The 9,720-nt window shown below is 69.0% G+C and carries 8 protein-coding genes and 1 pseudogene; 2 read left to right on the top strand and 7 right to left on the bottom strand.

Annotated elements, in window-relative coordinates; all coding sequences use genetic code 11:
• Nucleotides 1–392 (top strand): annotated as a pseudogene (locus tag AC30PD_RS10065) (argininosuccinate lyase); the annotation flags it as partial.
• Between the two features lie 16 nt (nucleotides 393–408).
• Here the strand turns inward: AC30PD_RS10065 and AC30PD_RS10060 are convergent.
• Nucleotides 409–2,457, bottom strand: coding sequence for a diguanylate cyclase domain-containing protein (locus AC30PD_RS10060; RefSeq protein WP_489535524.1), 2,049 nt, complete (start codon nucleotides 2,455–2,457; stop codon nucleotides 409–411).
• 206 nt (nucleotides 2,458–2,663) lie between these two features.
• On the opposite strand from AC30PD_RS10060, the gene AC30PD_RS10055 reads away from it, so the two are divergent.
• The gene (locus AC30PD_RS10055; protein ID WP_489535523.1) at nucleotides 2,664–3,548 is read left to right on the top strand and encodes an alpha/beta hydrolase; all 885 of its coding nucleotides are present in this window, start codon (nucleotides 2,664–2,666) and stop codon (nucleotides 3,546–3,548) included.
• On the opposite strand, the gene AC30PD_RS10050 is transcribed toward AC30PD_RS10055, so the two are convergent.
• The 6 genes from AC30PD_RS10050 to AC30PD_RS10025 all read right to left on the bottom strand — a co-directional run.
• Nucleotides 3,545–4,267 (bottom strand): class I SAM-dependent methyltransferase, encoded by a 723-nt coding sequence (locus AC30PD_RS10050; protein ID WP_489535522.1) that lies wholly within the window; start codon nucleotides 4,265–4,267, stop codon nucleotides 3,545–3,547. The two genes, AC30PD_RS10055 and AC30PD_RS10050, sit on opposite strands and share 4 nt — an antisense overlap.
• A gap of 67 nt (nucleotides 4,268–4,334) precedes the next feature.
• On the bottom strand, nucleotides 4,335–5,699 hold the full coding sequence (locus AC30PD_RS10045) for a methyl-accepting chemotaxis protein (protein WP_489535521.1): 1,365 nt from the start codon (nucleotides 5,697–5,699) through the stop codon (nucleotides 4,335–4,337).
• Nucleotides 5,700–5,709: 10 nt separating this feature from the next.
• Nucleotides 5,710–6,423, bottom strand: a complete 714-nt coding sequence (locus AC30PD_RS10040) for an RNA polymerase sigma factor FliA (protein ID WP_489535520.1) — start codon at nucleotides 6,421–6,423, stop codon at nucleotides 5,710–5,712.
• Nucleotides 6,424–6,442: 19 nt separating this feature from the next.
• Nucleotides 6,443–7,291 (bottom strand): flagellar biosynthesis protein, encoded by an 849-nt coding sequence (locus tag AC30PD_RS10035; RefSeq protein WP_489535519.1) that lies wholly within the window; start codon nucleotides 7,289–7,291, stop codon nucleotides 6,443–6,445.
• Nucleotides 7,292–7,325: 34 nt separating this feature from the next.
• Nucleotides 7,326–8,837 (bottom strand): flagellar biosynthesis GTPase FlhF, encoded by a 1,512-nt coding sequence (gene flhF / locus AC30PD_RS10030; RefSeq protein ID WP_489535518.1) that lies wholly within the window; start codon nucleotides 8,835–8,837, stop codon nucleotides 7,326–7,328.
• A partial coding sequence (locus AC30PD_RS10025) for an FHIPEP family type III secretion protein (protein WP_489535517.1) occupies nucleotides 8,834–9,720 on the bottom strand: 887 nt, incomplete at its 5' end. The genes AC30PD_RS10025 and flhF, both read right to left, overlap by 4 nt.

Raw genomic sequence — 9,720 nt, 5'->3', positions numbered from 1 at the left:
TGTTCGACACCGTCGACACGCTGAAAGACACGCTGCGCATCTTCTGCGAGCTGGTGGCCGGCATCACGGTCAAGCCCGAAGCGATGGAACGTGCGGCGCTGAAGGGCTACGCCACCGCCACCGACCTGGCCGACTACCTGGTGAAGAAAGGCCTGCCGTTCCGCGACGCCCACGAAGCCGTGGCGCACGCCGTGAAGCTGGCCTTGTCGAAAGGGGTGGACCTGAGCGAGCTGCCGCTGGCCACGCTGCAGGCGTTCAACGCCGGCATTGGCGCCGACGTGTTCGCGGCGCTCACGCTGCGCGGCTCGCTCGACGCGCGCAACGTGCTCGGTGGCACGGCGCCGGCACAGGTGCGCGCGCAGGTCGCGCGGCACCGGGCCCGGCTCGGGTGAGCCGGCTTCAGGTCACTCAGATCGACCAGGTTCCCGCCAGCTCGGCCGGCACGGGTGCGGCTGCAGCCGCAGGCTCGGTGCCATGCACCGCCACGCAGTTGCGGCCCTGGCGCTTGGCGGCATAACAGGCAGCGTCGGCGGCGCGCAGCACGTCTGCGGCGGTGGCGTACGACCCGTCCACCGGCACGAGGCCGATGCTGGCACCCACGCCGAACACATGGCCTTCCCACAGCAACTGGTAGCCCACCACGGCGCTGCGCAGTTTTTCCGCGATCGTTTCGGCCTGCGGCGTCGGGCAGTCGCTGAGCAGCACCGCGAATTCGTCGCCACCGAGCCGCGCCACAGTGTCGGACTTGCGCACGTGCTCGGCCAGTGCCTGGGCCACGTCGCGCAGCAGTGCATCGCCGGCCGCGTGACCGCCGGTGTCGTTGACGAGCTTGAAGCGGTCGAGGTCGATGAACAAGGCGCAGAACGGCGCCGCATCGGCGCGTGCCGTGGCCTGTTCGAGCAGCACCTCGAAGGCGGCGCGGTTCGCCAGCCCGGTGAGCGAATCGTGGCTCGAGGCCCAGGCCAGGCGCTCGCGCTGCTCGCGCATTTCAGTCACGTCTTCGATGATCCAGATCGTGCCCTGCGAGCGGTCGCCCGGCACCACGGCACGGCCGCGCATGTGGGCCCAGAAAGTCTGGCCCGAGCGGCGCATCAGCTCGAGTTCACCGTCGAAGGCGCCGTGTTCCATGAAGGCCGGGCCCGCCCGTTCCGCGAGCGCATCGAAAGCATGGTCCGAAGCGTAGATCGAACGGGTGCTCTGACCGACCGCGTGCTGCTTCTCGCAGCGGAAGATGCGGCAGAACTGGCGGCTCACCAGCTCGAACTGGCCATTGCGCGTGAGCGCGATGCCGATCTCGGCGTGGTCGAGCACGGCTTCGAGCTGCTGCAGCATCGCCTGGGTTTCACTCTGGCGCTGCTGGCGTTGCTCGATCACATGCTGAAAGGCCCGTGCCAGCTCGCCGACCTCGCCGTTGTGCTGCGGCCAGGCGTCTTCAGGCGCGCCCTTGTCGTGCAGCAGCGTTTCGGCACGCGAGCGCAGCTGCGAGATCGGGCGCGTCATGGCCCAGGCCAGCAAGCCGGCCAACAGTGCCGCCACGAGGCCGACGCCTGCGGCGGCCTGCCAGGCCGTGCGCCGCGCCGCGGCCAGCGGCTCCAGCGCCACGGCCTGCGGCGTGAGTCGCACCAGCGTCCAGTCGGAAGCCGGAATGCCGGCCATGGACACCAGATGACCACCCGACAGCAGCGAGCTGCCTTGCGTCTCGATCGGGCTGCCAGAATCGCGCCAGCGCGCGTACACCTCGGCCAGGCCGGGTTCGTCGGCCGCGCTGGCCATCACGCGGGCCGGGTCGGCGTGTGCCAACAACTGGCCCGAGCGGTCCATGACCAAGGTGCGCGACGCGTCGGCCTGGCTCGTGCCGTCCACGTTGGAAAACAGGCTGCTCGATCGCAATTGCAAAGACCCGCCGATGACGCCGGCCACGCGGCCGTCGGGCGCCAACACCGGCACGGCGATCACGACGAGCGGCACTTCGTTCAGCTTGCCGAGCACCGCGCGCGAGACCACCGGCTGGTCGGTCTTGAGCGCACGCTGAAAGTATTCGCGCTCGGCGATGGCGACTCGGCCGGCATTGACGTTGTCCTTCTCGACCCGCGCCAACATTTCACCGTCGACACCGGCGGCGAAAACGCTGTCGAACAGCGCCACCGCGGCCGGCTTGTCGACCAGGTAGCGCGTCATGCTCTCCTGGTCTCGCCACTTCTCGGGCGTGGCCTGGCGCGCCACGCTGCCGAGCACGAGCTGCAGCATGTCGAGCTTGTTGGCCAGCAGCGCCGCGGTGCGTTCGCTGTCGTCGGCATCGTGGCGCAGCAGCAGGCCTTCGATCTCGGCCTGGGTCTTGCTCAACACGATCTGCGTCGTGCCCATGGCCGACACCACGCCCGTGACGACAGCGATCGCGACGATCTTGAACTTGAGCGTGGCGAGCCAGCGCAGCGGGGACTTCTTCGGCGGTGCCATGGTGCAGATGACGGTCAAAAATGCGCAAACAGGATCGCACGAGACCACCACGCCGAAGGCCCGAACAAAACGCTCTTCGCCGCCCTTTTCGCTGCAGGGTGCCAACCGCCGCGGCCACGTGGACCTGGCCGAGCCGATAAAGTCGCCCTGCATCCGAACCGCCCGCCAAGCCGTAGAGCCAGGCAGATCGTCACCACGAGAACACCTTGCAGACCCTCAAGCTCCTGTTGCTCTGGCTCGTCCTGCCCGTGCTGGCGCTGGCTTCGCTGGCCGCCTGCTCACCCACGGCCACGCTGAACGCGCTGGCCTCGCGCGGCACCCACAGCTTCACCGAAGGCGTGGCCTACGGCCCGCTGCCGCGCCAGAAACTCGACGTCTACCAACCCGCCAGCGACACACCCGCCGGGGGCTGGCCGACAGTCGTGTTTTTCTACGGCGGCTCCTGGAACAGCGGCGAACGCGCCGACTACAAGTTCGTGGCCGAAGCGCTGGCCGCGCGTGGTGTGCTCACGCTGGTGGCCGACTACCGGCTCTACCCCGAAGTGCGCTACCCCGAGTTCCTGCGCGACAGCGCCCTCGCGCTGGCCTTCGGCCTGAAAGAAGCGGCCCGGCTGGGCGGCAACCCGAAGCGCGTGTTTGTGATGGGCCACAGCGCCGGCGCCTACAACGCCGCCATGCTCGCGCTCGACGCCCGCTGGCTCGCGCCCACCGGCCACTCGCCCGCCGAGCTGGCCGGCTGGATCGGCCTGGCCGGCCCCTACGACTTTCTGCCGATGACCAACCCCGACGCGCAGCCGGTGTTCTTCCACCCGAACTACCCGCCTGGCACGCAACCGCTGGAACACGCGAGCGCCGCGGCGCCACGCACCTTTCTCGGCGCAGCGATCAAGGACTCGCTGGTGAACCCGCAGCGCAACACCGTCGGCCTGGCCAACAAGCTGCAAGCCGTTGGCGTGCCGGTCACGCTGAAGTTGTACGAGCGCGTCAACCACGTGACGCTGGCGGGCGCCTTCGCGGCGTCGCTGCGCTGGCTCGCCCCGGTGCGCGACGACGTGGTGGCCTTCATCGAGGCCACGCCGGCGCGGCCTTAGTTCATCTGATACAGCCAGACGCGGCGGCCGTCTTCGCAGGCCAGCACCCGCGTCGGCACCTCGCCTTCGGCATCGAACTCCAGGCTCGCGAGCCACGCACCGGGGCGCAGTTCGCGGCGCGCTTTTTCCACGGCGCGCGGCAGGCTCTCGGGGCGCTGAAAAAGATAGACCAGGTCGAAGCCCGACCAGTCGGCGGCCCAGATGTCGGCGCGACGCACGCGTGCAAAGCGGCAGCGCAGCGCACACACGAAGCGCAGCGGCCAGCTCCATTCCAGGCCGTGCAATTCGGCCTGCGGATAGGCGCGCTGCAATTCCTGCAAGCCGGCACCCAGGCCGCAGCCGGCGTCGAGCACACGTGCTCGGGGCGCCAGCGGCACGAGCGGCGCCAGGCCGAGCAAGGCGCCGCTGGGCGTGGGGAACAGCGGCGCGTCACGCCACGCGTTGACCGGGTACATCAGCAGCAACGCCACCAGCGGCAGCAGCCAGCCCCAGGCCGGCATCGCACCGGCCACACCCGAAGCAGCCAGCGATAAGGGGAAGCCCAGGGCCACGAAGACCCGTCGCCAGGCCGTGTTGCCGACCACGCTGAACGCCGCGCCGAGCGACACGGCGAGAAAAATCGCCACCACCAGCGGCGCGCCGAGTGCGCGCAGGCCGGCGAACACGGCCCAGCCCAGCGCCCAGGTCAGCAGCGCCGGCAACGGCCAAAGCACACGCATCAGGAGACCTTCGTGCTTCGCACTGCGGCGAGTGAGCCCTTGGGGCGGCCTGGCAGGCTCACGACATTCAGAACTTGAACGCGAGCCGCACGCCGCCCCAGTGGCGGCCATTCACGGTGATCGGTGCGGCGGCTTCTTTCATCACGATGAAGTTGCCACCGCCCATGTCGCGCCGGTAGGTCTGCAGCAGGAACGGTCGTGTGTTGCGCGCCGAAGCGAGGCCGGTGCGGTCGTTGAAGATGCGGCGGTAGCGGCTGTTGGCGCTGTCCCAGGCCAGGTCACCGCGCTGCGGGTGGTTGTACTTCTTGTTGTGCGTGGCCACGTAGCCGTTGCGATCGACGGCGATGCAGAACACGACCTTGTTGCTCAGCTCCAGCATGCGTTCCTGCACCGGCGGGAACAGGCGGTCGGCCAGCTCCACGAAACGGGTGGTGTGCTGCGCGGGTTGCGTGCCGGGGATCGGCTGGTAGGTCTCGTCGAACAGGTGCGCGAGCGACAGGCTGCCTTGCGCCACCACCTCTTCGAGCAGCGCGCTCAACTGGCCGGCCGCGTTCATCGCGGCGTTGATGTAGGGCGTGTCTTCGGTTTCCACGTCGCATTGCGCCACGAGCTCGATCAGCTGTTCAGACACATCGAGCAGCGTTTCGCTGCGTTTCATCGCCGCGCCCAGCGCGCGGCCGGTCTGGCCCATCTCGGTGGCGATCGAGGCCATCTGCGAATCGAGCCCGCCGCAGATCGTGCGGCTCTGTTCGGCGGCGCTGATGATGCTGGCCACGGCGCCCTGCACGTCGCCGAGCGCATGGTGGAACTCGCCACGCTGGGACTGGTTGGCGTCGACCTGGATCTCGCGCGCCAGCGCGTCGATGCGCTTGTCGAGCAGGCTCACGGTGCGCATGATCTCGATCGACGACGACTCGACCTTGCCGGCCAGGTCTTTCACCGCATCGGCCACCACGCCGAAACCGCGCCCGGCGTCGCCGGCACGTTTGGCCTCGACCGAGGCGTTGAACGCGACCAGCCGGGTCTGCAAGGCGATCTGGGTGATGCTCTGCGCCGCTTGGGCCACGTCGCGCAGCGTGGCGACGATGCCGCCCACTTCGCGGCCCACGTTCTCGACCGCCACCCGCACGCGGTCGACCGCGCCGAGCCCGGCTGTCGATGCGGCGCCGATGCTGTTCTGCGCACCGGTGATCTCTTTCACCTGCGAGGTGAGTGCTGCCACGGCCTGCACGCCACGAGCCGAAGCCTGGGTCGTGTCGTCGAGCAGGCCGCGCGCTTCGGCCGATTCACGGCCGATGGTCGAAGCCTGCCGGGCGAAGGTCTGGATCGCGCCGCGCAGGTCGCCGGCCGAGAGGTCGGGCGTGGAATCGGCCCACGGCACCGGCGCCGGCACCGGCGCGCTGCGTGCCCACATCGAAGACAACATGCCCATGGCCGGCTCCTCAGTAGGCGCGCAGCTTCACGCGCAGTCGCGCGATCGACTGGCTGTGCAGCTGGCACACACGCGACTCGGTGACCTTGAGCACGGCCGCGATCTCTTTCAGGTTCATGTCGTGTTCGTAGTACATGCTCATCACGTACTGCTCGCGCTCAGGCAAGACCTTGATGGCTTCGACCAGCGCTTCGCGCATGCGGTGGTCTTGCAGTTGCGCGAGCGGGTTGGCGTCTTCGTCGGCCACGTGGCGGTCGAGAAAGTCGTTGTCGCCTTCGTCGCCCGACATGTCTTCCAGGTACACGAGCTGGGTGCCGCGCACCTTGCCCAGCAGTTCCTGGTATTCGGCCAGGCTCACGCCCATCTCGCGAGCGATCTCGCTTTCGACCGGCGCGCGGCCGAGCTTCTGCTCGAGCTTGTGCACCGCCGATTCGATCGTGCGCTGCTGCTTGCGCGTGCCGCGCGACAGGTAGTCGTTGCCGCGCAGCTCGTCGAGCATGGCGCCGCGGATGCGCTGCGTGGCGAAGGTCTCGAACATCACGCCCTGCGCCGCGTCGAAGCGCGCGAGTGCGTCGGTCAGCCCGATCATGCCGACCTGGATCAGGTCGTCGATCTCGACGTTGGCCGGCAGCTTGGCGATCATCTGGTGGGCCAGGCGCCGCACCAGCGAGCTGTACTGCTTGAGCTGCGAATTGAGGTCCAGCTGGCCTTTGGCGGTGTACATGCAATCGCTCCGGGAAGATTCAGTGGGCTGCACGGGCCGGTGCAGGGTTCGAGCGGCCCGGGGCTCGCGCCACGTGGGTCGGACGGGCGAGGATTCGTGCTGATGCGGGCGGCGCGGCTTCGGCCAGCGCGGCTTCGCCGAGCGCGCTGCGCAGCTGCTCGCGCACCAGGCGCCGCAGCTCGGGCGTGGGTGCTTCGCGGGCGTCTGTGGCCGGGTCGATCTGCACCCAGTCGCGCAGCACGGCGCCCAGAAAGTCGTCGGCGCAGGTGGCCAGTTGCATCGCGATGCGCTCTGAACGTGGCGAGTGCGCGGCGGCGCCGAGCAGCAGGTCGTGCACGACCAGGCCGGCGCGCTGCGTGAGCAGCTTCATCGCGGCGAAAGCGTGGGTCACGCTCGCCGGCCGGTCGTCGGCCAGCAGCAGCGGGCGCACGGTGTGGGTCTCACCCTGGCGCATGAACAGGCGGCACAGGTCGGAAGCACTGGCGTGCACCAGCAGCACGTCGCAGCCCGGCGCAGCCTGTGTCGCGGCTTGCAGGAAAGAAGCGGTCGAACCGGCCGCGTTCACGTGGCGCAGCGGCAGACCGCGCGCCGCCAGGTAAGAGACCTGCGGCGCAAGCGGTTCGATGCAGGCCGACAGGTCGATCGCCGCCATTTCGAAGGGCTCGCTGGCGCGCTCGGAAGCGTCGATCACCAGCGTGTGCTTGCCGTGCTCGGCAAACGCGGTGCACAGGCGCTCGAGCATCACGCCGCCAAAAGCGACGTTCGGGTTCGAGACCACCGGCACCATGCACACACGGGTGTGCGCGAACAGGCGGCGCAGGCCGTCGGCCTGGTCGAGCGGCATCGGTCGGGAAACGGGTTCTTGCATGGCGGGGCGCTGGCTCGGGTCGGGGCTTCGGGGTTCAGGCGTGCAGCGCGCGGCGCGGCGCGGTGTTGCCGTGCGCAGCCGTGAAGATGAGGCTCACGTCGCTCGCGTCGAGCTTGTAGGCGGTGCTGCCACCGCCACGCATCGAGCGGTGCACGAGCGCGTTGGCCGAGAGGCGGTGCCAGTCTTCGGGCACCCGCTGGCCGTTGGCCACGCCGACCACCTTGAGCTTGTGGCGGATCATCGCGTCGAGCGCCGGGCCGAGCTTCACGGCTTCGTCCATCTTCGACAGCACCACGCCGGCGCAGGCCGTGGCGCGGTAGGCGATCAGCACGTCTTCGATGGTCTCGCCCTGCGAAGCGGCGTTGACGACCAGCAGCTTCTGGATCGAGCGGTGCGAGAGCATGTCGAGCAGCTCGCGGGTGCGGGTGTCGCGCTGCGCCATGCCGGCGGTGTCGATCAGCACCATCTTCTTGCCCGCCAGCAGCTCCAGCAGGTCTTCAAGCGAAGCGCGGTCGTGCGCGGTGTGCACCGGCACGCCGAGAATGCGGCCGTAGGCGCGCAGCTGTTCGTGGGCGCCGATGCGGTAGGCGTCGAGCGTGATCAGGCCGAGGTTGGCGGCACCGTACTTGGTGGCGAAGGCGGCGGCGATCTTGGCCGTGGTGGTGGTCTTGCCCACGCCGGTGGCGCCGACGAGCGCGTACACGCCGCCCTGGTCTTCGAGCGGTGCGTCGTGTTCGGCGGTGACGAGGTTGCGTTCGAGCACGCTCGCGGCCCAGGCCGATTCGTCGGAAACGTCTTGCGGCAGGCTGTCGCCGAGCTTGCGGATCAGGGCCGGCGAAAAGCCGCAGTCGAGCAGCTTCTGCGTGAGGCGGGCCTGGCCCGGCTGGCGGTTCAGCTTCTCGATGAAGGCGAGCGCGCCGAAGCGCTCTTCGATCAGGCCCTTCACCTGGCGCAACTCGTTCATCATGTCTTGCTGGTCGCGGCGCGCGGCGCTTTCGCTCGCGGCCTGCGCTGCGAGGTCGGGCACATGGATGTCGCTCTGGCGCTGCGGCGGGTTGTCACGCAACACCGGCAGCGGTTCACGCTGCACGGGCGGCTGCGCGGCCACCACGGGCGGCGCCACCGGCGCACGCTCGGTCATGCGCTGTTCGAGCACGCTGGTGCGTTCGAACAGGGCTTCGGTTTCTGCCGGCGGCGTGCCACGCGGCTCGTTCGACATGGCCGACTGGCGGCGCTTGAGCATGCGCTCGCGCACGTAGTCCTGGAACGAGAGCGTGCTCATCGAGAGCTGCGCCACGTCGTCTTCGACCGCCTGCACCGAGTTCACGAAGTCGGGGCGGGCGTTGCTGCGTGCCGGCGCAGCCGCCGCCGGTTCGGCCTGCGAAAAACGTTCGACCTGGCGCATGCCTTCGGGCGCCATCGCGAGCACCTCGATGCCGTCGGCGCAGGGTTTGGTGGAGAGCACCACCGCGTCTTCGCCCAAGGCTTGCCGAACCAGAACAAGTGCGTCACGCGACGTGCGCGCTGTAAACCGTCGGACGTTCATGCGTTCGCTCCAATGATCGACCCGATGCGGATCGAATGTGTCTCGGGGATTTCAGAGTGGCCGAGCACGCGCAAACGCGGTGCGGCCCGTTTCAGCAGGCGCGCCATGGGCGCGCGGATCATGTCGGGCACCAGCAGGCAGGCCGGCAGGCCCAGGTCTTCCTGGCGCTTGGCCGAGTCGGCGGCGCTGCGTGCCAGCGTGTCGGCCACGCCCGGGTCGAGCGCCGCGCCGTGCGGCGAATTCAGGGCGTGGGTGACGAGGCGTTCGAGTTCGGGCTCGAGCGCGATCACGTCGAGCTCTTTGGTCGGGCCGTAGATCTGCTGCACGATGCTCGGCGCCAGGTGGATGCGGATGCGGCGGGCCAGCTCGGCCGGGTCGGTCACGGTGGCGGCGTGTTCGGCCAGGCTTTCGACGATGGAGCGCATGTCGCGGATGTGCACGCCTTCTTCGAGCAGAAGCTGCAGAACCTTTTGCAGTGCGGCGATGACGACCATCTTGGGGACCACGTCTTCGATCAGTTTCGGGGCCAGTTTCGTCACGTGCTCGACGAGTTGCTGGGTTTCCACACGGCCCAGCAACTTGGCAGCGTGGAGTTGCATCAAGTGTGAAAGATGGGTGGCCACCACGGTCGAGCAATCAACAACCGTAAACCCGGCCATTTGGGCTGCTTCGCGCTGGCGCTCTTCGATCCACACCGCGGGCAGGCCGAAGGCCGGGTCGGTGGTGCGCGTGCCGATCAGCTGGGTGCTCGCGCCGCCCGGGTTGATGGCCAGCAGCATGCCCGGGAAGGCCTCGCCCTCGCCCACCACGGCACCGCGCAGCGTGAGGCGGTAGGCACTGGGCTTGAGCTCGAGGTTGTCGCGGATGTGCACCGGCGGCGGCA

Origin of the sequence: Rhizobacter sp., assembly GCF_032229685.1 — a bacterium.
Classification (GTDB): domain Bacteria; phylum Pseudomonadota; class Gammaproteobacteria; order Burkholderiales; family Burkholderiaceae_C; genus LMDS01.
This window is presented reverse-complemented; position numbering and strand designations above follow the sequence as displayed.

What these genes read in the sequence shown, in the direction of transcription:
- AC30PD_RS10050 (WP_489535522.1), bottom strand. Translation starts at nt 4,267, where the DNA reads ATGCGTGTGCTTTGGCCGTTGCCGGCGCTGCTGACCTGGGCGCTGGGC.
- AC30PD_RS10060 (WP_489535524.1), bottom strand. Translation starts at nt 2,457, where the DNA reads ATGGCACCGCCGAAGAAGTCCCCGCTGCGCTGGCTCGCCACGCTCAAG.
- AC30PD_RS10045 (WP_489535521.1), bottom strand. Translation starts at nt 5,699, where the DNA reads ATGGGCATGTTGTCTTCGATGTGGGCACGCAGCGCGCCGGTGCCGGCG.
- AC30PD_RS10040 (WP_489535520.1), bottom strand. Translation starts at nt 6,423, where the DNA reads ATGTACACCGCCAAAGGCCAGCTGGACCTCAATTCGCAGCTCAAGCAG.
- AC30PD_RS10035 (WP_489535519.1), bottom strand. Translation starts at nt 7,291, where the DNA reads ATGCAAGAACCCGTTTCCCGACCGATGCCGCTCGACCAGGCCGACGGC.
- flhF (WP_489535518.1), bottom strand. Translation starts at nt 8,837, where the DNA reads ATGAACGTCCGACGGTTTACAGCGCGCACGTCGCGTGACGCACTTGTT.